This is a genomic window from Lysobacter dokdonensis DS-58, assembly GCF_000770795.1.
GTDB classification, from domain to species: Bacteria; Pseudomonadota; Gammaproteobacteria; order Xanthomonadales; family Xanthomonadaceae; genus Noviluteimonas; species Noviluteimonas dokdonensis.
This window is the reverse complement of sequence record NZ_JRKJ01000019.1, coordinates 19,525-40,416: the sequence shown is the minus strand read 5'-3', so window position 1 is coordinate 40,416 and position 20,892 is coordinate 19,525. Positions and strand designations below refer to the sequence as shown.

Genomic DNA, 20,892 nt, shown 5'->3' with positions numbered 1-20,892 from the left:
CATTTCGTTGCCCGAAGTGTCCATAGCGCCTGTGTGGCGTTATGCGTTTCCCTTGCCGACATGAATTCGCACACCTCTAGCAGTCATTTCTTCCCCCTCGAGCGGAAAACGGCCACTGCCGGGCCGGGAACGTCGCCGGAACAATGCGCCCCTCTTTGTGGAACGTCGTAGGGGACGCCTCCATGACCACGCAGCACCGCACAAATTTGTTGGCGAAAGCGATCGCCATGACACTCGGATTCTTCGTTGGCGCGCCTGCCGCGTTCGCGGAAGAAGACAAGAAAAAGAAGCCCGTCGTTCCGGCCGCCAACGCGGCGTCGGTCGAAGGCAACGCACGCGACAACACGAAGAAGGCGCAGGACAAGCTGCCCGACATCGGTGGCGCGGCGCAGGGCCCGAACCACGCCAAGGCCGCCACCGACGCGATGGCCGGCAAGCTCCTGGGCGCCGCGCAAGCCGCCGCGAAGACGGCGCAAAACAACACCAGCACCACCAGTACCGGCGCGGGCGACCAATTCAGGAACGATGCGGCCAATGCCGCGTTGTCCACCGGCATCGGCGCATTGCAGCAGTCCTCCAACCCGTTCCTGCAGCGCCTCGAAGGCGGGATCACGCTCGACACGCAGGACATCGATTTCAACATTCGCACCATCGGCCAGATCATCGGCGGGGAAGGCAAGCGCCATTACCTGCTCGCGCAGCTGGGGGCGCACGATGAAGACGACCGCGCCACGGCGAATGCCGGCCTGGTGTACCGCTGGATCGCGCCCGAAGACGCGTGGCTGATCGGCGCCAACATCTTCTACGACCACGACTTCGACAACAGCGCGCACCGCATCGGCGTCGGCGCCGAGGTCGCGACCAAATCCACGCGCGTGTTCGCCAATGCCTACACCCCGGCCTCGGATGAGTGGCAGACGCTCAAGAAGAAACCCGACTTCGAAGAACGCGCCGCAAGCGGTTACGACCTCGGCGTGGCGTGGAGCCCGTCGAAGGCGCCGGGCCTGGACCTCACGCTGAAGGGCACGCGCTGGCACGGCGACCAGGTCGACGTGTTCGGCAGCGGCCAGCTTTTCAGCAATCCGTTCGTGTTCACCACGCGCCTGGGTTATTCGCCCGTGCCGCTGTTCGGCATTGCCGTCGAACACGACAAGGCGATGGGCACCGGCACCAGCGACACCAAGGTGATGTTGAACTTCAGGTACCAGCTCGGCGTGCCACTGTCGGAGCAGACCGCGCGCAAGAACGTCGCGCAGCGCAACGACATCCGCCAGCGCGCCACCGACTTCGTCGAGCGCGAAAACCGCATCGTCACCGAAGTGCGCGAGAAGGTCGTGGCGCTCACGTTGGCCGGCCCGATCGTCGTCAACGCGACCATCAATTCGGATGCCGTCTACACCTACGCCTTGGTGGTCGAAGGCGCGCGCGATCCGTATTCCTTCACCATCGCCGGCGCGGACGCGGGCCTGTTCACGCTGGTCGGCAACGAGCTGCGCCTGGATGCCACCCAGTTCACCTCCGCACAGCTGGTGGAGGACAACCGGTTCGAAGTCGTCGTCACGGTCACCGACACGCGCGGCCGGGCCGCGCACAAGCGCTTCATCATCGACGTCATCGATATCGACCCCGACGGCGACGGCCTCACCAACGACGAAGAAGAGACGCACGGCACCGACCCGAACAACCCCGACACCGATGGCGACGGGCTGGACGACAAGACCGAAATCGACAACGGCACGGACCCGCTGGATCCCAACGACCCCAACGGCGGCAGCACGCCGGTGAGCGTGCAGGTGCAGTTCAACGGCGCTGCGCTGAACGATCCGCCGTTGGTGGGCTCGGTGCTCAACGCGGTGGTGACGTGCAACGGCAGCGGCACGTGCCCTCCCACGCTGCAGTACCAGTGGCAGATCGAAAGCGCGATCGGTTCGGGCGCCTACGTCGACATCGCCGGTGCCACTGCCACGACGTACACCGTGCAAGGCGGCGACCAGAAGCGTCGCATCCGCGTGTTCGTGACCCAGCCCTGATGCCTTCCTGCGGTCGCATCGCCGACCGCGGCTCCTAGTGCAACGCCCGCAAAATCAACCGGAGATCCCCCAGATGCAACGCTACAAATCCAACAACACGCTGCGCAGGTCGCTCCTGGCGACTTTCCTCGGCCTGGCGTTGTCGGGTCTTGCCTACGCGCAGACCGTCGTGTCTTCGCCGGAAACCGCGACCGTCAAGGGCCGCGCGCCGGTCGTCTCGAGGGCCATCATCGACGTGACACCGTCGGGCGCGGGGGGCCAGGTGCTCGTCGGCGACGTGCTGACCGCCGACTTCGACGTGACCGACGCCGACAACGACGACATCGATCAGACCGCCACCGACGCCACCGTCCAGTGGACTGTCGATGGCGTCAACGTCGGCACGCCGAGCCTGACGTACACCGTGGCCGCCGCGGATTTGGGCAAGACCATCACCTACAAGCTGGTGCCGTTCACGGATTCGGCGATCACCGATCCCCACCAGGGCGTGCTGACGCTCGCCAGCGACATCGGCGCCGACGGCAGCGGCGGCGGCACGACCGACCCGGGCGACAACGGCGAGATCAAGCCGGCTGCGCCGAGTGCGCTGCTGTCCATCGCGGTCACGCCGACCGGCAATCCGGTCGTGGGCACCACGCTCACGGCGGTCCCCACCTGTGCCCAAACGTGTATCGCCAACATCACGTACCAGTGGCAGATCGAGACGGCCGTGGGGTCCGGCACGTACACGAACATCGCCGGCGCAACGGCGTCGACGTACACGCCGACCAAGGACACCCAGAAGAAGAAGATCAAGGTCGTCGGCAGCCAGCCGTAATCAGTAAATGTAGGAATGCGGGCCCGCACGTGCGGGCCCGCACGCAATTTGCACGAAGGTGCAATCGCGGTACGCAAACAGCGCGCACACACTTCGAAAAAAGGTTCCTCGCATGACCGCCTCGCCACGTCAGTCCCAACTGCTTCGCACGCTGCTCGCGGCCTGCCTCATCGTCACGCTGCTCTCGGTCGCCTCCGCGCAATCGGTGCCCGCGCTGCTGGCCACGCAGGTGGAAGCGATCACCGCAACGGTCATCGGCCGCGCGCCGGTGGTCACGGTGGCCGTCGAGAACCTGACGCGGCCTGGCGAAGACGCCCTCGTCGGCAACGCGCTGCGCGCGACCGCGACGGCGACCGACCCGGATGACGACACGATCACCGCGACCAGTTACCGATGGCTTCGCGGTGGCGTCGAAATCGCGAACACCAATACCTACACCGTGGTCCAAGCCGACCTCTCCGAAACGCTTTCGGTCGAAGCGATTGCGACGACCGACTCCGCAATCACCGACCCTGCCAGCGGAACGGGCAGCACGGACGTTGCGGTGACGGCCAATACCGAACCGACCGCGACCCCGACGATCACCGGCGCGCCGAAGGTGGGCGTCCAGTTGACCGGCAACCCGGGCTACGCGGATGCCGAAAACGACCCGCCAGGCGCGCACGTGTACCGCTGGTATCGCGCCGACACTGCCGCCGGGGAGCCGCGCACGCCGATCGATGGTGCGACGAACGCCACGTACAAGCTGGCCGATGCTGACCTGGACAAATATCTGGTGTTCGGCATCGTGCCGGTGAGCACGGTGGCGCCAACCACGGGCGTCGAGTCCTTCGCTGTCACATCGGCGAAGGTCGTCATGGCGACGCCACCGGCTGCGCAACCTGCCATCACAGGCGATCTGACCGTCGGCGCGACGGTGATCGGTCACGTGAACTATTCCGGGCCGGTGGATGACCCCGAGGGTGTGCATTCGTACCGGTGGTTGCGCTCGGACGACGCGGCCGGACTGGTCAACCAAACGCCTATCGAGGGCGCCACAGGGACAACCCTGGCGTTAACCGAAGCGCTTTCTGGAAAGTTCCTGGCTTTCGAAGTGACCCCTCGTACTGTCAGTGGTGTCGAAGGGGCCACTGCGATTGCGAGAACGCCGCTGCCGGTGGGGCAGGGGCAGCGGCATGCAAATTCGCAGGGCGGTGTGTGCTCGTTCCAAGTAAAACCCGCCTTCTCCGGCCTGAGGTGTCAAAGGAACTTCATGGTTTCGGGACGACCAGGCAACGGACAGGTTCGCTCGTTTGTAGGCGTGTCCTACAATCCACAGACGAATTTCATGGCCGATGCGTACGCTGAACTGACCGCCCCCGACGGCACTGTGTATGTCGTATTGGCGACGGGCACTTTCAGAGATGGACCCGGGTTCAAGGAGAACTATGGCGAGGTCGATCTCTCCAGCGAATCCATGAACGGCAACTGGGTACTCCACTTCTGGCTGTCGCCGTCGACTCAGGCACCCGATCAACGCGTCAATTTCACCGACGGGGGGATGTTCCTCCAATTGTGACCTGGACGGCGATCAATACATCCACATCTCATTCCAATCGCTGCACCGCATCCGCCAACCGTGCCGTGTCTTCCTGCGAATGACTGACCCACACCATCGGCAGCGCGACTTCGTCGCGCAGCCGCTGGAGCCAGGGCAGGAGCTCGGCCTTGCGCTCGGGGTCGAGCATCGACAAGGGTTCGTCGAGTAGCAGCAACTCCGGTTGCGAGAGGAGCGCACGCCCGATCGCCACGCGTTGCGCTTCGCCGCCGGAGAGGCCGTCGATGTTGCGCGTGAGCAGGTCGCCGATGCCGAGCAGTTCGACGATGTGGTCGAACACGAAGCGCTCATCGCCGCGTCCGCGCGGCGCCCCGTAACGCAGGTTCCCGCGCACGTCCAGATGCGGGAACAACCGCGCATCCTGGAACACGTAGCCGATGCGCCGGTGATGCGCGGGTTCGTCGACGCGCGTGGAGGCGTCGAACAGGCAGCGCCCACCGATCGCGATGTATCCCCGGGCCGGCCGCACCAGGCCGGCGATCGCATGCAACAGCGACGTCTTGCCCGCGCCCGAGCGCCCCACCAGCGCGATCACGCGCTGATTGCTCTCGAAGCGCACCGTGCGCTTGAACGCACCGCGCACCAAGTCGACGTCGATGGCAAAAATCGGGGCGTCGCTCATTCCGAAGCCCCGCGCCGTTGCCGTTGCACCAACCATTCCGAACAGAACACCGCGGCGAAGGAGAGCGCCACTGCGACCAGGCACAACCGCCAAACGCCGGATTCGCCACCAGGCACTTGCATCAACCCGTACATCGCCGACGACAGCGTCTGCGTCTCGCCCGGAATGCTGGACACGAAGGTGATCGTCGCGCCGAACTCGCCCAATGCCTTCGCGAACGCCAACACCGCGCCCGCAACGATCCCCGGCCACGCCAGCGGCACCGTCACCGTGAGGAACACGCGCCACGGTGCCGCACCGAGCGTCGATGCGGCCTGTTCAAGACGCGCATCCACCGTCTCGATCGCAACCCGGATCGCGCGCACCATCAATGGAAATCCCATGATCGCGCACGCCAGCGCCGCGCCGGTCCAGCGGAACGCGAACACGATGCCGAACGTCTCGCGCAGGAACATGCCGATGGGCCCGCGCGCACCGAAGGCCATCAACAACACGAAGCCCGTCACCACCGGTGGCAACACCAACGGCAGCACCAGCACGGTGTCGAGCAACAACTTGCCCGGGAATCGCTTGCGCGCCAGCACCCAACCCAGCGCGATGCCGAACGGCAGGCTGCACAGCACCGCTGTCACGGCCACCTTCAGGCTGAGCAGGATCGCAGCGGTTTCGGCGGGCGTGAGGTGCACGGGTCAGGGCGACCGGAAACCGTGGCGCAGGAAGATCGCGCGCGCGTCCTTCGTCTGCAGCCATTGCACGAACGCGCGCGCGCTCGGATGCGAGCTCGCGGCGACGCGCGCGACGGGATAGACGATCGGCGCATGCGAACTGTCTGGGAACGTCCCGACGATCTTGACCCTAGGCTCGGCCTTCGCATCGCTGCCGTACACGATGCCGAGCGGCACTTCACCGCGCGCCACGAGCAGCAATGCCGCCCGCACGTTCTCCGCTTCGGCCGTGCGCGACTTCACCGCGTCCCATGCACCGAGTGCGATCAGCGATTGCTTCGCGTACTTGCCGGCTGGCACGCTGTCGACCAACGCCACGGCCAGTCGACCGTTGCCGAGCGCTTTCGCGAGATCCACGCCGGGCTGCAACGCAATCGCCCCGGTCTTTGCGTCCGCAGGCGCCACCAGCACCAACGTGTTGCCGAGCAAGTTCCGCCGCGTCGCCAAATCGATGGCCTTCGCCTTCGCCAAGTAATCCATCCACTCCACGTCCGCCGACACGAACACATCCGCCGGCGCGCCTTGTTCGATCTGCCGCGCAAGCGCCGAACTCGCCGCGTACGACACACGCACCGCTTGCCCCGTCTTCAGCTCATAGGCATGCGCCGCCTCGTCGAGCGACTCCTTCAGGCTCGCCGCCGCGAACACCGTCAATGGCTCGGCAGCGAACGCGGGTGCGATGCACGCCAGCGCGAGGAAGCCGGCGATCAAGCCGCGAAACAAGAAACGCATCCGTCAAATCCTGTCGAGGGGAATGCGCAGATACCGCACGCCATTGTCGGAAGGCGAGGGCAGCACACCCCCACGCAAATTCACCTGCAACGACTGCAGGATCAGCGCCGGCATCGGCAGCGTCGCATCGCGCGCCTGCCGAAGCGCAACGTACTCGGCTTCACTGGTCTCCGCACGCAAATGCACGTTCTCGCGCTTCTGCGCGCCGATGGTGGTTTCGCCCGCGACGGCGCGTCCGTTCGGGCCGTAGTCGTGGCAGACGAAGACACGCGTGTCGTCGGGCAATGCGTAGAAAGCCTGGATCGTGCGGTACAACGTGGCGGCGTCGGCGTTCGGGAAATCCGTGCGTGCGGTGCCGGCGTCGGGCATGAACAAGGTATCGCCGCAGAACAACGCATCGCCGATGCGATAGGCAACACAATCCGCCGTATGCCCAGGCGCGGCGATCACGTCGACTTCAATTTCGCCAAGCGCAAACCGATCGCCCGAATCGAACAACCGCCCGAACTGCGACCCATCCACCGCCACATCCGCCCCGAACCCGAACACCGGCGCGAAACTCTTCTGCGTCTGCGCAATGCCGCTGCCGATCCCCAGCGTCGCGCCCGGAAACCGTTCCAGCAACCACTGCGCATCCGACAGATGGTCGGCATGCGCATGCGTCTCCAGCAGCCAGCGCACGTCGAGCGCGTTGGCCTGCACGTGGTCCAGTAATTTCTGCGTCGACGCATGCGTCGTGCGCGCCGACTTCGCGTCGAAGTCGAGCACCGGGTCGATGATCGCCGCAACGCGCGTCGCAGGATCCGACACCACGTAACTCCACGTGCCGGTGGCGGGGTCGTGGAAGGGCGCGACATCGGGGCGCATGGTCAGGCTCCTGCGATCAGTCAGGGCGCGGGCGTGCCGAGTGTGTCGTCCAGCAACTTCGCCAGCCGCCACGCGGCCTGACGCACGCGTTGTTCGGCGAAGGGCCGCATCGTGTCGAGATACGACTGGTCGAGTTTGTGCCCGCTCGGATACAGCGAACGGCCATCGACGGCGCGGCAGGACTCCTTCGCCCACGCCATCGGCGGGCTGACGGCGCCGTCTTCCGGCGGCCAGGGCAGGGCGTCGAGGCGATCGGCGTAGCCCTTCAGGCCGAGGCCGGGGTGGCCCTTCTTGTCCACGCCCACCTCGCCGAGGATGTAGTAGTCCCAGATCGAATGCAGGTTGGTGCCCATCACGCCGTCGACGTAGTTCTTCTTCGCGTAGGCCTCGGGTTCCAGTTTGGTCGACAGGCTGATCTGGTAGTCGTTGCCGCCCTTGTCGGAGTGGTTGCTCGCGTGCATCGGCTGGTGCACGTCGCCCACGAAGTGGACGATGAACTTCAACGCCTCGCGGCGCGCTTCGATGGGTTGCGTGCGGTCGGCGAGGATCTTGCGCTGCGCCTCGATCGCGCCGACGACGCACTTGCCGTCCGGGCAATCGCGTACGAGGTCGAAGTCGCAGGTGCCGTTGTTGGTGTTGATGTAATGCCAGGGCGAGGTCGCCTTGAAGCGCTCGGGGCTGGCGTTGCGCAGGTCGTCGGCCCACGTGGCCACGCCGGCCAGGGTCGGGTCCGCTTCGCCGGCCAGCAGCGCGTCGATCTGCGCCTGGGTGGCCGGTTGCACGTGCCGCTGCGCCAATTCCCCCACCATCCGGTGCCCCAATGCGCTCCAGGCGTGGGCGTCGGGGGCGGCCACCAGGGCCCCGAGGAACAGGGCGAGCGGGGCGAGGGCGTGCGGAAGTCGGGGCATCACGGTGGCCGGCGGGGAGGGTTCCTTTAAAATACCGGGCTTTCCCGGACGCGGGCCACCGCGCCCGCACCCTTCCCCAGCTCCCAGGAGTCGAAATGGCGATCAAGGTTGGTATCAACGGCTTCGGCCGCATCGGCCGCAACGTGTTGCGCGCTGCCGTGCAGAACTTCGGCAACGACATCGAGATCGTGGCGATCAACGACCTGCTGGAGCCGGACTACCTGGCCTACATGCTGCAGTACGACTCCGTGCACGGCCGCTTCAAGGGCGACGTGAAGGTCGAGGGCGGCGCGCTCATCGTGAACGGCAAGAAGATCCGCCTGACGCAGGAACGCGACCCGGCCAACCTGAAGTGGGACGAAGTCGGCGCCGACATCGTCATCGAATCCACCGGCCTGTTCCTCGACAAGGCCACCGCGCAGAAGCACCTCGACGCCGGCGCGAAGAAGGTCCTGCTCTCGGCCCCGTCGAAGGACGACACGCCGATGTTCGTCTACGGCGTCAACCATGCGAAGTACAACGGCGAGGCCATCGTCTCCAACGCCTCGTGCACCACCAACTGCCTGGCCCCGCTGGCCAAGGTCCTGCACGACAAGTGGGGCATCAAGCGCGGCCTGATGACCACCGTGCACGCCGCCACCGCCACGCAGAAGACCGTCGACGGCCCGTCCAACAAGGACTGGCGCGGCGGCCGCGGCATCCTGGAGAACATCATCCCCTCCAGCACGGGCGCGGCGAAGGCCGTCGGCGTGGTGATCCCCGAGTTGAACAAGAAGCTCACCGGCATGTCGTTCCGCGTGCCGACCTCCGACGTGTCGGTCGTCGACCTGACGGTCGAGCTCGACAAGTCCGCCACCTACGCCGAGATCTGCGCGGAAATGAAGGCGCAGTCGGAAGGCGCGCTCAAGGGCGTGCTCGGTTACACCGAAGACAAGGTCGTCGCCACCGACTTCCGCGGCGATGCGCGCACGTCGATCTTCGACGCCGAGGCCGGCATCGCGCTGGACGGCACGTTCGTCAAGCTGGTGAGCTGGTACGACAACGAATGGGGCTACTCCAACAAGTGCCTCGAGATGGTCAAGGTCATCGCCCGCTGACACCACGCGGGTGGCCCCGTCCTGCGGACGGGGTCACGATCCAGGCTGAACTTGCGACCCCGCTTCTGCGGGGTCGCGCATTTCTGCGACGTAGTGCCGCAGCCGGGCCGCCTTTCCCCGTTGCCGACCCCGCGCCAACCCCGTAGCTTGCCTACCCATGGCGGCGGCGGTTCCCATCGGTATCCGGTCGGCAGGCCCCGACTGGGCGCTGCGGCGCGACTTTGCGCGCTTGTTGGTCGTCGCCGTCGTGCTTCCCGCGCTCATCCTGTGCGCCGTGCTGGCCTGGTATCAGTCCGCATCGCAGCGCCGCGACGCCGCCACGCAACTGCGCTCGGTGGCCGAAATCACCAAGCGCGACTTCGACGAAACCCTGCGCGTGCATGGCGCCGTGACTTCCGTGCTCGCGTCGCGGCGCAGCGGCGAGAACTCGCTCGGCGACCGCGCGCGCTGGTCCGGCGACCTGCGCCGCCTGCGCGACCAATTCCCCGCCTTCGCCCAGATGCGCGTGCTCGACGCGCAGGGCCGCATCGTCGCCGCCGATCCGGCGGACCGCGCGTCCATCGCGCCCGGCCCATGCTTCGATGCGGCGCAGCGCCAGGACGCGCCGGCCGTCTCCGACGTCTACCGCACCGCGCCCGGCACACCGCCACTGGCGTGCGTCGCCGCGCCTCTGCACGCGAACGGGCGCTTCGCCGGCATCGTCGAAGGCGCCATGCGCGTGGAGAACTCCGGCCAGCGCATCGCGTGGCTCCGCATGCACGGGTACGAAGCGGTGCTGGTCGATCGAAAAGGGCAAGTCGCGTACGCGAGCAGCGGGCTGCCGCTGTCGCCGATGGACGACATCGATGACGTACCGGCCGGTGCGGGCCTGCGCGCGGTCGCCCCCTCCACGGGCGATGAGGCGGAGTGGTCGCTCGCGCAAGGCGTGCTGCACGACGACGAAGACGCTTACGCGATCGCGATGCCGCTCGAGAGCGGCTGGCGGTTGCTGGTGCTGATGCCCAAGGCGATCCTCGATGCGCAACTGCTGCGCACCATCGGCACGATGGTCGGCCTGCTGATCGGGGTGGCCGCCGGCGTGCTCGGCATCGCGTGGTGGCAGATGCGCCGCCTGTCGACCAGCGTGCACCGGCTGCTGGTGCAGATGCAGCGCTTCGCGCTCGAACACGCGTCCGCGCCGATCTCGAAGGACTCGATGCCGCAGGAACTCGCGCCGCTGGCCGACGCGATGAACCAGCTCAGCGACCGCATGGCCGACGCGTATCGCGCCACCAGCCGCAGTCTGGAGGAACAACGCCGCCTGCGCGCCTCGCTGGAGCAGGTGGTCGATGCGCGCGAACGCGAGATCGCGCAGCGCACCGCGGAATTGCGCAACGTCGTCGCCGAGCTCGACCGCCTGAGCCGCACCGACGCGCTGACCGGCTGCCTCAACTATCGCGGCTTCCGCGAAGTCGCCAACCAGTTGTGGCACGACACGCATTCCAAGGGCGGCATGTTGTCGGCGCTCGCGCTCGACATCGACCACTTCAAGTCCTACAACGACCGCTACGGCCACCCGCGCGGCGACAACGCGCTCAAGCGATTCGCCGGCGCCGTGCGCAGCGCGCTGTATCACCGCGAGGACGTCATCGTGCGTCCCGGCGGCGAGGAATTCATCGTGTTCCTGCCCGACACCACGCTGGAGCAGGCGATGCGCGTGGCCGAGCGCATCTGCGCAAGCGTGTTGCACGCGGACATCGCGCATGCCGGCTCGCCCATCGGGGTGCTGACGGTGAGCATCGGGGTGGCGACCAACCTGCCCGAAGACGGGGACGACCCGGAAGTGATGCTGGCGCGCGCGGATGCGGCGCTCTACCGGGCCAAGCATGCGGGGCGGAACCGCGTGGCCCTGTAAGGCACTCGCTACAATGTGCGCCCCCGATTGCCCCGAAGGCGCCCCAAGATGCCCATCGTCCGGATGTCCGACCTCGACCTGCGCGGCAAGCGCGTCCTGATCCGCGAAGACCTCAACGTGCCGATCAAGGACGGCAAGGTCGCCTCCGAACAACGCATCGCCGCCGCCCTCCCGACGCTCGTCGCGGCCCTCGACCAGGGCGCGGCCGTCATGGTCATGTCGCACCTGGGCCGCCCCACCGAGGGCCACTTCACCGAGGACGACTCCCTCAAGCCGGTCGCCGAGCGCCTGACCGAGCGCCTCGGGCGCGAGGTACGCCTGGTGCGCGACTGGCTCAGCGCCGATTTCGACGTGAAGCCCGGTGAGATCGTGCTGCTCGAGAACTGCCGCATGAACATGGGCGAGGGCAAGGACGACCCGGCGCTCGCGAAGAAGTACGCCGAACTGTGCGACGTGTTCGTCATGGACGCCTTCGGCACTGCGCACCGCGCGCAGGCCTCCACGCACGGCGTGATCCGCGAAGCGAAGGTCGCGGCCGGCGGCCCGCTGCTGATGGCCGAACTGGACGCACTGGCGCGCGCGCTGCAGGCGCCCAAGCGCCCGTTGCTCGCCATCGTCGCGGGCAGCAAGGTCTCGACGAAACTCGAACTCCTCGGCTCGCTGGTGGGCAAGGTCGACCAGCTGATCGTCGGCGGCGGCATCGCCAACACCTTCATCGCAGCGATGGGCCATGGGGTCGGCAAGTCGCTCTACGAGGCCGACCTCATCGACACCGCGCGCAAGATCATGGCCGACGCGAAGGCGCGCGGCGCCGAGATTCCGATGCCGACCGATGTCGTCGTCGCGCCCGCGTTCGCGGCCGATGCACCGGCGACGGTGAAGCCTGTCGACCAGGTCACCGCCGACGACATGATCCTCGACATCGGGCCGGACACGGCCCAGCGTTACGCCGAGCTGATCATGCAAGCCGGCACCGTCGTGTGGAACGGCCCGGTCGGCGTGTTCGAGTTCGATGCATTCGGCAAGGGCACCGAAGCCCTGGCACGCGCGATCGCCGCGTCCGATGCCTTCTCCATCGCCGGCGGCGGCGACACGCTGGCCGCGGTGGACAAGTACGGCATCGCCAAGCAGGTCGGCTACATTTCCACCGGCGGCGGCGCGTTCCTGGAGTTCCTGGAAGGCAAGACGCTACCTGCGGTAGCGGCTTTGGAAGCGCGCGGTTGACCGCGGAAAAACTGGTGTAGTCTGCCGCCGGGGAAATACCGGAAGTTGGGCATGAAGCGCGGGTTTTTGGCGGTGCTGGCTGTCGCGGGTTGGGTGGTGTCGGGGGCGTGCTGGTCGGCGGACGTCGAACACAAGCGCGGCGATTTCAAGTTCTTCGTCGGCGATGCGCCCGCCTGGGTCCTCAAGCGCGACGTGCCCGCGCAGTGGGATCCGAAGGCGCCGGGCCTCGACGACAACGTCTGGCGCAACTGGCTGATTGACCGCCAGGTCGATCGCCGCGGCGGCAAGGTCGTGACGTTCATCGACACCGCCTACGAACCGATTTCCGAATCGAACCTGCGCGACGCCGGCAAGTTCACCATCGAATTCAATCCCGAGTACCAGCGCCTGGTGCTGCAACGCGTGGCCATCCGCCGCGACGGCGCGTGGCAGGACCGCCTGCAGCCCGACAAGATCACGCTCGCGCGCCGCGAAACGGATTTCGAATCCGACATGGCCGACGGGCGCGTCACCGCGCTGATCGTGCTCGACGACGTCCGCGCGCGCGACCTCGTGCGCGTGAGCTACACCGTCGAAGGCGCGAACCCGATCCTCTCCGGCCACGGCTTCGATTCGATCGTCACCGCTTGGCGCAGCCCGATGCTCGACTCGCACATGCGCGTGCTGTTCGATCCGGGCACGCAGGTGCGTTCGCACGAAAACCTCGCATCCCCCGCGCCCGTCGTGCGCGCGAACGCGGACAGCGTCGAAGCCACCGTCGATGCGCACGGTTCGAAATCCATCATCGACGAAGGCAGCTACCCGGTGTGGTTCGACGCGAACCCGCGCACGCAGCTCGGGCCGGCGCGCACCTGGTCGGACGTCGTCGCGTGGGCCTTGCCGCTGTATCCGGAAGTGAAGGCACTGCCCGCCGACCTCGAAGCGCGCATCGCGCAATGGAAGAAGCTCCCCGATACCGACGCGCGCCTGCGCGCCGCCACGCGCGCGGTGCAGGACGAAGTGCGTTACTTCGGCGTGGAGATGGGCAGCAACACGCATCGTCCGACCGCGCCGTCGGACACATGGGCGCGTCGCTACGGCGACTGCAAGGACAAGACCTACCTGCTCTCGACGATCCTCGCGCGCCTGGGCATCCAGGCCGTGCCCGCGCTGGTGTCGACCGAGCTGGGCCGCGCCACGCGCGATGTCGTGCCGACCGCCGCCGCCTTCGACCACGTGATCGTGCGTGCGAGCGTCGATGGCAAGACGGTGTGGATCGATCCGACGATGTCGCAGCTCGGCGGCCAGCCGCGCGACCGCGACCTGAGCCGTTACGGCGCCGTGTTGCCGATCGTCGCGGGCACGACGGACCTGCAGGACATCGCCGCGCCGGCGAAGGTGACGCGCGCGCTGCGCACCGTCGAAACCTACGTGCCGCAGGGGAAGGACGGCACGGTGCGCCTGGACATCGAGACCGTCTACGAGGGCGAGCTCGCCGACGACGTGCGCCGCAACCTCTCGCGCACGCGCAGCGATGACGTGCTGCGCAACCGCGCCGACTATTTCCGCCGCCGCTATGGCGACCTCGAATCCGTCGGCGCGCTCGGCCTGCGCGACGACCGCGAACGCAACACGTTCGTCGTCACCGAAAGCTTCCAGCTCAAGCATCCCTTCGATGATGCGGGCAAGCCGAAACTCGACGTATTCGCCACCGCGCTGGACGATGCGAGCGAACTGCCACGCACGATGTCGCGTACCGGCCCGCTGGATGTCGGCGGCCCCGGCACGTACCGGCATGAAATCCGCGTGCAGGTCCCCACGGGCTGGCATCCCACGTTCACCGAAGAATCCAGCGCGCGTGCGTCCAAGGCGTTCACCTACACGCGCAAGCTCAAGGTCGACGACAAGTTCGCGACGATGATCTACGACATGCACGTCTCGCAGTTCGATCTCGACGCCGCGCAAGCTTCGCCGCACCTGGCCGAACTGCGCCGCATGCGCGACGAACTCTCCGGCGTGCTGCGCTTCCAGGCCGACCAGCGCCTGGACCCGAAGGCGCGCGATGCACGATTGAAGGCGTTGCTCGACAACGTCGACCAGGAAGGAACCGCCCAATGACCTGTCGCCTGATGCAACGCGCGTGCGCCACCGGCGTCGCGCTCGCCCTGGCGTGCGCGCACGCGCACGCCGCAACGCCCGCCAAGCCCGCGATGCCCGACGTCGCCACGGATCCCGCCGGTGCGTGGCAGTGGCAGTTCGACCACGGCGATTATGCGCAGATGTGGCCAGGCTACGACGTGCTCGCCAAGGTCGGTTACACCGACGTGGCGGTCGACGCCGATGGCTGCAAGGCCAACGCCGATGCGTTGCAGCAGGCGATCGACAAGGCACCGGTATCGCTCGCGCTGCGCCGCGCGGCCATGCTGTGCGCCGAAGCCGTGGGCGACGACGCGGCCGCCGAGCGCGCGCTCGTCCCGCTCGCCGCGCTGTCGAAGTTCGCGCTGTCCGGCGGCGCCGACTCGCCGATGGGCCCGCCGATCCGCGTGTTGCGCCACAACGACGTGTACGCGCTCGTCGCCACGATGGGGCTGGAATACCGCTACGAGTATTACCAGGCGTTGCACATGCAGCGCACCTTTCCGTTCTTCGTCGCGGCATGGGATCCGGAGAAGAAGGTCGAACGCCACCTGCGTTTCGACTGGGTGGATTCGATGATGCGCACGATCCGCGATCCGGAAACGCGCTACCCGCACTATCGGACGCAGCTGGCCAACGCCGGCGTGGATGCCAATGCGAAGGGCAACATCACCGCGGCGGTCGACTACGTCGCGTGGCGCGATTCCCGCATGCTCCCCGACCCCGCCGCACGCGTCGAACGCCTGCGGCAGGGCACCGTCGCAGGCGGTGTGGTATCGCCGCACGTCTGGCTCATCGCCTGCGCCCAGAATCCGGCGCTGGAAAAATGCGGCGACGGTTTCGTCGACGCCGTGCTGCCGATGGCGGAGCGGAAATTCGCGTTGCCCATGACGTTGCTCGCGTACGCCTACAACGAAGGCGTCGGTTTGCCGCGCGATGCCGCCGCGGGCAAGCGATTGCTCGACGCCGCGGACCAGCGATGGGAACGCAAGGGCGCGAGCGTGTACTACGCGGTGGTGTGGCGCGAAGCGCATCCGAACACCGCATATCCCGCGGACCTGCGCGCGCGCATCGATTCCGCGGCCTCGGGCGGCAATGAATCGGCCAAGCTGCTGCAGGTGTTCGACCGCATCACGCGCGACCCGAAGGCGCCCTTCAGCGCCGCAGAAGTCGCGTTGCTGTCGACCAAGGCCCAGAACGGCACGGGCTTCGGCCTGAGTCTCCTGTCCGCCGGCGCCAAGGAACAGGGCGCACAGGACAAGGCCCTCGACTACGCCCGCCGCGCCGCGCAGGCCGGCAGCCCGGACGCCCAGGCGGACGTCGCCTGGCAGCTGATCTACGGTGCGGACCGCACGCAACGCGACGATGCCGAGGGCGAAGCGATGCTCGTCCGCGCCGCGCATGGCGCCAGCAACTGGGCCGGGCGGCAGCTCGCCACGCGCGCAATGGTGCGCGAGGACTACGCGCAAGCGTGGAATTGGTTGCGCGATCCGGGCATGAACGACGACACCGATGCGCTGATGATGATCGCCGCGCTGTTCATCGAAGAGAAGAAAGGCGTCGAAGGCCGCAAGGCCGATGGCGTCAACCTCCTGCGCGAGTTGGGCGCCGGTGGCGTTGCCGCCGCCAATCGCACCCTGGCGCTCCGGCTGATCGAGGGCAATGGCCTGCCGAAGGACGTCAAGGAAGCGCGTCGCCTGCTCACGATCGATGCCGACAAGGGCGACCACGAATCGCAAACGCAGTTGGGATATCAGTTGCTGCACGGCGGGTTCGGCGCGGTCGACGAAGCCGAAGGCACGAAGTGGATGCAGCGCGCGATCGCGGACCGCGATGCGGCAGGCGCCGACGGCCTGGCCTATTGGTTGTTCTTCACGAAGGCCACCCCCGAGGCGCGCAAGCGCGCGCTGGAGATCTGGCGCGCGTCGATGGACTTCGACGCGGTCGGTGACGGCCTCGCGAACAACTACGCCTGGGCGCTGTGCACGATCGACGATCCCACCTTGCGCGACGGCAAGACCGGGCTGGCGGCGACCGCGAAGATCGACAACCCGACGATCGGCGAGATCGACACGATCGCCGCGTGCCACGCCGCCGCCGGCGATTTCGCCGCAGCGAAGGCCAAGCAACAGGAAGTCATCGATCTGTTCGCCGCCGACCTCGCCGCAGCCGACAAACTGCGTGGCGGCAAGCCGCGCGACAAGGATGCGCAGAAGCAGATCGACGACCAGCTCGCGACGTTCCGCGAACGCCTCGCGCTGTACGCCTCGGGCAAGGATTACCGCGCGAGCAAGCAGTAACGGTCTTCCGCGGCGCGCGTGAACCCCACGCGCGCCAGCAGCCGTTGCGATGCGACGTTCTCCGGGTCGACCGTGGCGTCGATCCGTTCCAGCGCGAGCGTGCGCAGTGCCCACGCCGTCGCGGTCTCCACCGCATCCGTCGCCAGCCCGCGCCCGCGATGCGCGGGCGACAACGCGTAGCCGATGCTTGCCGCATTGCCGGCTTCGATGTCGTACAGCGTGCACGTGCCGACGCACTCGCCTTCCGCATTCGGCAATGCGATGACCCAGTCGATGCGCGCGCCGCCGTCGAAGTGCCCGGCGCACTCGGCGATGTAGCCGGCCGCCTCGTCGATCGAACGCATCGGCGCGCGCGGCCAGTGCCGCATGGTGCCGGGGTCCGCGAACAACGCGAACACGGCCGCCGCATCCTCGGGCACGGGACGCCGCAGGCGGATGCGTCGCCCTTTCAGGGCGGGAAAGCCGGGGACGGAAAACGTATGCAACGCAATGGCCGGTTCGCGTGGCTGTGGTAGAACGATGGAATGACACAGAGTACACATCGCCGCCGCACCCGCATCCTCGCCACCCTCGGCCCGGCCACCGATCCGCCCGGCGTGCTCGACGCGCTGTTGAGCGCCGGCGTCGATGTCGTCCGCCTCAATTTCTCGCACGGCGACCCCGCCGCGCAGGTCGCGCGCGCGCAGTCGGTGCGCGAGGCCGCGCAGCGCGTCGGTGTCGAAGTCGGCATCCTCGCCGACCTCCCGGGCCCGAAGTTGCGCATCGAACGCTTCGCCGAAAGCCGCGTGCAACTCAAGGCGGGCGAGCCGTTCGACCTCGTCGCGCGCGCCGACGCCCAGCCGGGCACCGCGCGCGAAGTCGGCATCAGCTATCTCGGGCTCGTCAACGACGTGCACGCAGGCGACACGCTGCTGCTCGACGACGGAATGATGCAATTGCGCGTGGAGTCGGTCGAAGGCGACCGCATCCGCACGACGATCCTCAACGACGGCGCGCTGTCGGACCGCAAGGGGCTCAACCGTCTCGGCGGCGGGCTCTCGCTCGGCGCGCTGACCGACCGCGACCGCGAACTCATCGCGGTGGCCGCGCAGATCGAAGCGGACTTCATCGCCGTGTCCTTCTGCCGCAACGCCGGCGACATGGAGGAAGCCCGCGCCATCGCGCGCAAGCACGGCAGCGATGCCGCGCTGGTCGCGAAGGTGGAGCGTGCCGAGGCCATCGAGAACCTGGCCGAGATCGTGGATGCGAGCGACGTGGTGATGGTGGCGCGCGGCGACCTCGGCGTGGAGATCGGCGACGCCGAGCTGCCGGGCCTGCAGAAGAAGATCATCCGCGAGTCGCTGCTGCGCAACAAAGTCGTGATCACCGCGACGCAGATGCTGCAGTCGATGGTCGACAGCCCGATTCCCACGCGCGCCGAAGTGCTCGATGTCGCCAACGCAGTCATCGACGGCACCGACGCGGTGATGCTGTCGCAGGAAACCGCGGCGGGCGCGTACCCGGTGCGGGCGGTCGAAGCGATGGCGCGCATTTGCCTGGGCGCCGAACGCCAGTTCGAGATGGACACGGATTTCGAGAAGGCGCCGCGCAACCTCGAGCGCGTCGACCAGGCCATCGCGATGGCGTCGATGTTCCTGTCCGAACACATCGGCGTGCGCGCGATCCTGGCGATGACCGACACGGGCGGCACCGCGCGCTTCCTCTCGCGCTTCCGTTCGACGGTGCCGATCTACGGGCTCTCGCGTTTCATCGGCGCCCGCCGGCGGATGGCGATGATGCGCGACGTGTTCCCGGTCGAGTTCGACAGCCGCGGGCTGGCCTCGCGCGACGCCGCGCGCAAGGCGCTGAAGTTGATGTACGACCAGGGCGTGCTGGCCGTCGGCGACCGGGTGATGTTCACCAGCGGCGACCACATGGAGACGCACGGCGCGACCAACACGCTGCGCATCCTGGCCGTCGGCCCCGAGGGTCGCGCCGAGGGACTCGGCGACCTCTAGCCGACAGGCGGTCGTTGCCGGCCGCAACCGCCGGTGCTATTCCGGTCGCACGGCAGACTCCGATGGGAGTTCGACGATGCGCCGGTCCGCTTGCGCTGTTGCGATTCCGTTCATGCTCGCCCTCGCGTTGCCCTCGCTCGCCGCGGACCCCATCGCGGTGGTGAATGAAGGTGGCATCCGCGACAAGTGGATGCTCGCGCCCGGGGTGCCGCTCGCCACGCCGCAATACCCCGCGCAGTTCGTCCGACGGCACGACACGGTGTGCCTGGGCGTCGGCTATCTGCTCCGGCCCGATGGCACGACGTCCGATTTCGCCTTGCTGCGCGGCTGGACCAGCGCGGGGGACGACGAACCCGAAGCGGGCTACTGGCAGGCCTTCGCCGAATCGGCGGGCGATGCGTTGCGGCGCTGGCGGTTCCAGCCGCGTCCCGAGGTCACGCAGGCCAAGCCGGTGTACACCGTGGCGACGTTCGTTTTCGGTGGCAGCTCGGCCGCGGCGCAGAACCGATCGAAGTGCGCAATTCCCAACCTCGTGCAGCGATTGCGCGAACTGAAGGCCGCGCGCGACCGGCGCACCGCCTCCGGCGACGTGCTGGACGATCTCGAGCTGCGCTAGGATCGGCGCACTCGATCGTCGACCGGCTTCCAAGGAGCCCCCATGTCCCGCATCACCCACAGTGCCGTCGTTGCGTTGTCGTTGTGCTGCCTGGCCCTGGGCGCGCACGCCGCCAACACGACGAAGATCGCCAACGAAGGCAGCATCGGCGGCGAATGGAAACTGGCCGACGGCATCACGCAACTTCCGGTCCCGGGCTATCCGGCGGAAATGAAGGAGCGCGGTGACAGCGTCTGCATCGCGATGGGTTATGCGATCGACAAGACCGGCAAGACCGGCGACTTCACCGTGCTCAAGCAATGGTCGAGCGCGGGCACCGAGGTGGCGAAGGATTACTTCAAGCCCTTCTCCGTCGCCTCGGCGGGTGCGTTGTCGCAGTGGGCGTTCCAGCCGCGCCCGGAAATCCAGAATCCGCAGCGCACGATCACCGTCGCCACGATGACCTTCCGCGGCAAGGACGGCATGGACGGCGCGACGCTCGCCGGCAACTGCCGCATCGAGAACCTCGAGGCCGCGCTGAGGGAAGCCGGTTCCAAGGCCGATCGCGACCTCGTGCGCCGCGAGATGGAACGCGCCACGCGCGCGGGCAACGCCAACAATTCGATGATCGCCAACCCGGGCCAGAATCCGGCACCGACGGGTCGTCGCTGATCGTCCATCGTTTCAACAGGGGGTTTCAACAATGCAGGGAATCACTAACGCGCTCGTCGCGCTGTCGCTGTGCTGCGCGTCGTTCGTGGCGCAAGCGGGCAACGCGCCGCACATCGCCAACGAAGGCAGCATCGGCGGCGAATGGAAACTGGCCGCGGGCACCCGGCTCGCCGTGCCGGGATATCCCGAATCGATGAAGGACATCGGCGACAGCGTGTGCATCGCGATGGGCTACGCGATCGACAAGAACGGCAAGACCGGGGGCTTCACCGCCCTCAAGCAGTGGTCGGGCGGCGGCGAAAAGCAGACGAAGGATTATTGGAAGCCGTATTCGACGGCCGCTGCCGGTGCGGTGTCGCAATGGGCATTCGAACCGCGCGCGGAAATCGCCAACCCGCAGCGCACGATCACCGTCGCCACGATCACCTTCCGCGGCAAGGACGCCATGGACGCCGGGCAACTGGCCGGCCACTGCCGCATCGAAGACCTGGCGACCACCATCAAGGAAGCCGGCATGAAGGCCAACCGCGACCTGGTCCGACGCGAGCTGGAGCGCACCGCGCGCCAGGCGAAAGCGAACCAGTCGATGGTGGGCAACCCGGCGGGCGCTCTGGCGGCACCGTCGCGCTGAGGCCTGCGCGTCGGCGCCGGCGTCACGGGGGAGGGGCGGTATAATTCCGCCTTTCCCCAACGCCTCCAG

Annotated in this window: 18 protein-coding genes; 12 read left to right on the top strand and 6 right to left on the bottom strand. The window is 67.5% G+C overall.

Annotated elements, in window-relative coordinates:
* Positions 1-227 precede the first annotated feature (227 nt).
* The 3 genes from LF41_RS12330 to LF41_RS12320 all read left to right on the top strand — a co-directional run bounded on the left by LF41_RS12330 (position 228) and on the right by LF41_RS12320 (position 4,405).
* On the top strand, positions 228-2,030 hold the full coding sequence (locus tag LF41_RS12330; RefSeq protein ID WP_161786961.1) for a ZirU family protein: 1,803 nt from the start codon (positions 228-230) through the stop codon (positions 2,028-2,030).
* A gap of 73 nt (positions 2,031-2,103) precedes the next feature.
* Positions 2,104-2,847, top strand: a complete 744-nt coding sequence (locus tag LF41_RS12325; protein ID WP_036170171.1) for a ZirU family protein — start codon at positions 2,104-2,106, stop codon at positions 2,845-2,847.
* 112 nt (positions 2,848-2,959) lie between these two features.
* Complete coding sequence (locus LF41_RS12320) at positions 2,960-4,405, top strand: hypothetical protein (RefSeq protein WP_036170168.1); 1,446 nt, start codon at positions 2,960-2,962, stop codon at positions 4,403-4,405.
* A gap of 28 nt (positions 4,406-4,433) precedes the next feature.
* On the opposite strand, the gene LF41_RS12315 is transcribed toward LF41_RS12320, so the two are convergent.
* Genes LF41_RS12315 through LF41_RS12295 form a run of 5 tightly spaced genes read right to left on the bottom strand, consistent with a single transcriptional unit; the run spans position 4,434 to position 8,298 of the window.
* Positions 4,434-5,051 (bottom strand): ATP-binding cassette domain-containing protein, encoded by a 618-nt coding sequence (locus tag LF41_RS12315; RefSeq protein WP_152600009.1) that lies wholly within the window; start codon positions 5,049-5,051, stop codon positions 4,434-4,436.
* An 11-nt stretch (positions 5,052-5,062) separates the two neighbouring features.
* Positions 5,063-5,752, bottom strand: coding sequence for a molybdate ABC transporter permease subunit (modB, locus tag LF41_RS12310; RefSeq protein ID WP_036170164.1), 690 nt, complete (start codon positions 5,750-5,752; stop codon positions 5,063-5,065).
* Positions 5,753-5,755: 3 nt separating this feature from the next.
* Positions 5,756-6,523, bottom strand: coding sequence for a molybdate ABC transporter substrate-binding protein (modA, locus tag LF41_RS12305; protein WP_036170162.1), 768 nt, complete (start codon positions 6,521-6,523; stop codon positions 5,756-5,758).
* A gap of 3 nt (positions 6,524-6,526) precedes the next feature.
* The gene (locus LF41_RS12300) at positions 6,527-7,390 is read right to left on the bottom strand and encodes an MBL fold metallo-hydrolase (protein ID WP_036170160.1); all 864 of its coding nucleotides are present in this window, start codon (positions 7,388-7,390) and stop codon (positions 6,527-6,529) included.
* A 20-nt stretch (positions 7,391-7,410) separates the two neighbouring features.
* Positions 7,411-8,298: a S1/P1 nuclease gene (locus tag LF41_RS12295; RefSeq protein ID WP_084073600.1), complete on the bottom strand. Its 888-nt coding sequence runs from the start codon at positions 8,296-8,298 to the stop codon at positions 7,411-7,413.
* 95 nt (positions 8,299-8,393) lie between these two features.
* Here LF41_RS12295 and gap point away from each other — a divergent pair, with 95 nt between their 5' ends.
* From gap to LF41_RS12270, 5 genes are all read left to right on the top strand, one after another.
* Positions 8,394-9,395 carry a type I glyceraldehyde-3-phosphate dehydrogenase gene (gap, locus tag LF41_RS12290; protein WP_036170158.1) on the top strand — a complete coding sequence of 334 codons (1,002 nt, stop codon included), beginning with the start codon at positions 8,394-8,396 and terminating at the stop codon, positions 9,393-9,395.
* 229 nt (positions 9,396-9,624) lie between these two features.
* Positions 9,625-11,289 carry a sensor domain-containing diguanylate cyclase gene (locus LF41_RS16245; RefSeq protein ID WP_161786960.1) on the top strand — a complete coding sequence of 555 codons (1,665 nt, stop codon included), beginning with the start codon at positions 9,625-9,627 and terminating at the stop codon, positions 11,287-11,289.
* Between the two features lie 48 nt (positions 11,290-11,337).
* Positions 11,338-12,513 (top strand): phosphoglycerate kinase, encoded by a 1,176-nt coding sequence (locus LF41_RS12280; RefSeq protein WP_036170156.1) that lies wholly within the window; start codon positions 11,338-11,340, stop codon positions 12,511-12,513.
* Positions 12,514-12,564: 51 nt separating this feature from the next.
* Positions 12,565-14,610, top strand: a complete 2,046-nt coding sequence (locus tag LF41_RS12275) for a DUF3857 domain-containing transglutaminase family protein (protein ID WP_036170154.1) — start codon at positions 12,565-12,567, stop codon at positions 14,608-14,610.
* Positions 14,607-16,928, top strand: coding sequence for a tetratricopeptide repeat protein (locus tag LF41_RS12270; RefSeq protein ID WP_036170152.1), 2,322 nt, complete (start codon positions 14,607-14,609; stop codon positions 16,926-16,928). Before LF41_RS12275 ends, LF41_RS12270 begins: the two co-directional genes overlap by 4 nt.
* Here LF41_RS12270 and LF41_RS16240 read toward each other — a convergent pair.
* Positions 16,907-17,470 carry a GNAT family N-acetyltransferase gene (locus tag LF41_RS16240; protein ID WP_084073598.1) on the bottom strand — a complete coding sequence of 188 codons (564 nt, stop codon included), beginning with the start codon at positions 17,468-17,470 and terminating at the stop codon, positions 16,907-16,909. The two genes, LF41_RS12270 and LF41_RS16240, sit on opposite strands and share 22 nt — an antisense overlap.
* On the opposite strand from LF41_RS16240, the gene pyk reads away from it, so the two are divergent.
* From pyk to LF41_RS12245, 4 genes are all read left to right on the top strand, one after another.
* On the top strand, positions 17,453-18,925 hold the full coding sequence (gene pyk / locus LF41_RS12260) for a pyruvate kinase (protein ID WP_036170150.1): 1,473 nt from the start codon (positions 17,453-17,455) through the stop codon (positions 18,923-18,925). The genes LF41_RS16240 and pyk overlap by 18 nt on opposite strands.
* Positions 18,926-19,037: 112 nt before the next feature.
* On the top strand, positions 19,038-19,541 hold the full coding sequence (locus LF41_RS12255; protein ID WP_036170149.1) for an energy transducer TonB: 504 nt from the start codon (positions 19,038-19,040) through the stop codon (positions 19,539-19,541).
* Between the two features lie 42 nt (positions 19,542-19,583).
* Positions 19,584-20,192 carry a hypothetical protein gene (locus tag LF41_RS12250; protein WP_036170147.1) on the top strand — a complete coding sequence of 203 codons (609 nt, stop codon included), beginning with the start codon at positions 19,584-19,586 and terminating at the stop codon, positions 20,190-20,192.
* A gap of 31 nt (positions 20,193-20,223) precedes the next feature.
* Positions 20,224-20,823: a hypothetical protein gene (locus LF41_RS12245; protein ID WP_036170145.1), complete on the top strand. Its 600-nt coding sequence runs from the start codon at positions 20,224-20,226 to the stop codon at positions 20,821-20,823.
* The last annotated feature ends 69 nt before the right edge of the window (positions 20,824-20,892 follow it).

Coding starts and splice junctions, on each gene's coding strand:
- LF41_RS12295 (WP_084073600.1), bottom strand. CDS start 8,298: ATGCCCCGACTTCCGCACGCCCTCGCCCCGCTCGCCCTGTTCCTCGGG.
- modA (WP_036170162.1), bottom strand. CDS start 6,523: ATGCGTTTCTTGTTTCGCGGCTTGATCGCCGGCTTCCTCGCGCTGGCG.
- LF41_RS12300 (WP_036170160.1), bottom strand. CDS start 7,390: ATGCGCCCCGATGTCGCGCCCTTCCACGACCCCGCCACCGGCACGTGG.
- LF41_RS16240 (WP_084073598.1), bottom strand. CDS start 17,470: ATGTGTACTCTGTGTCATTCCATCGTTCTACCACAGCCACGCGAACCG.
- LF41_RS12280 (WP_036170156.1), top strand. CDS start 11,338: ATGCCCATCGTCCGGATGTCCGACCTCGACCTGCGCGGCAAGCGCGTC.
- LF41_RS12255 (WP_036170149.1), top strand. CDS start 19,038: ATGCTCGCCCTCGCGTTGCCCTCGCTCGCCGCGGACCCCATCGCGGTG.
- LF41_RS12250 (WP_036170147.1), top strand. CDS start 19,584: ATGTCCCGCATCACCCACAGTGCCGTCGTTGCGTTGTCGTTGTGCTGC.
- LF41_RS12330 (WP_161786961.1), top strand. CDS start 228: ATGACACTCGGATTCTTCGTTGGCGCGCCTGCCGCGTTCGCGGAAGAA.
- LF41_RS12325 (WP_036170171.1), top strand. CDS start 2,104: ATGCAACGCTACAAATCCAACAACACGCTGCGCAGGTCGCTCCTGGCG.
- LF41_RS12270 (WP_036170152.1), top strand. CDS start 14,607: ATGACCTGTCGCCTGATGCAACGCGCGTGCGCCACCGGCGTCGCGCTC.
- gap (WP_036170158.1), top strand. CDS start 8,394: ATGGCGATCAAGGTTGGTATCAACGGCTTCGGCCGCATCGGCCGCAAC.
- LF41_RS12245 (WP_036170145.1), top strand. CDS start 20,224: ATGCAGGGAATCACTAACGCGCTCGTCGCGCTGTCGCTGTGCTGCGCG.
- LF41_RS12320 (WP_036170168.1), top strand. CDS start 2,960: ATGACCGCCTCGCCACGTCAGTCCCAACTGCTTCGCACGCTGCTCGCG.
- pyk (WP_036170150.1), top strand. CDS start 17,453: ATGACACAGAGTACACATCGCCGCCGCACCCGCATCCTCGCCACCCTC.
- LF41_RS12275 (WP_036170154.1), top strand. CDS start 12,565: ATGAAGCGCGGGTTTTTGGCGGTGCTGGCTGTCGCGGGTTGGGTGGTG.